Here is a 517-nt window from a genome sequence, read left to right on the forward strand (position 1 = left end):
CCACAAACCGGAAATAAAAAATATGGATAATTACCTGTTAAGGATATTCCATAATAAAGATGCCACCGTCTTACCCGGTATTACCGATTATAACTGGTTGCAGTTGTTGTCTGAAGTTGGCACCGATCTGCAAAAATGGAAGACGGAAAAACATTTTACTTCCTGGCTTGGTCTTGCGCCCAAACAGCACCATTCGGGTAAAATGAAAAAGAACTATAAATCCAAGGGACAACCCAAGGCTGGACTAATATTTAAACAAGCTGCCACCAGCCTGCTCAACAGTAAGAATATAACCTTGGGGGCCTTCGGCCGTAAAATAAGGGCAAGGAAAGGTCCTTCACTGGCTATTAAAGCGGTAGCAAGAAAACTGGCTGAGTTATACTGGAAATTATTTGTAAAAGGTTTAAACTATGTAGAAGAAGGTATCAAAGCTTACCAAGAAAAAATACTACTTAATAAACAAAAAAGCTTATTCAAAATGGCAAAAGAAATGAACATGGTAATCAGCTATAAAACA

At 38.1% G+C, this 517-nt stretch carries 1 protein-coding gene; it reads left to right on the forward strand.

Going from position 1 to position 517, the window contains the following annotated elements:
• Positions 1 to 22 precede the first annotated feature (22 nt).
• Positions 23 to 517: transposase (locus tag LB465_RS18100; protein ID WP_224471316.1), on the forward strand; the 495-nt coding region annotated here is incomplete at its 3' end.

The sequence above is a fragment of the Salegentibacter lacus genome, assembly GCF_020164555.1.
In the GTDB taxonomy this organism is placed as follows: domain Bacteria; phylum Bacteroidota; class Bacteroidia; order Flavobacteriales; family Flavobacteriaceae; genus Salegentibacter; species Salegentibacter lacus.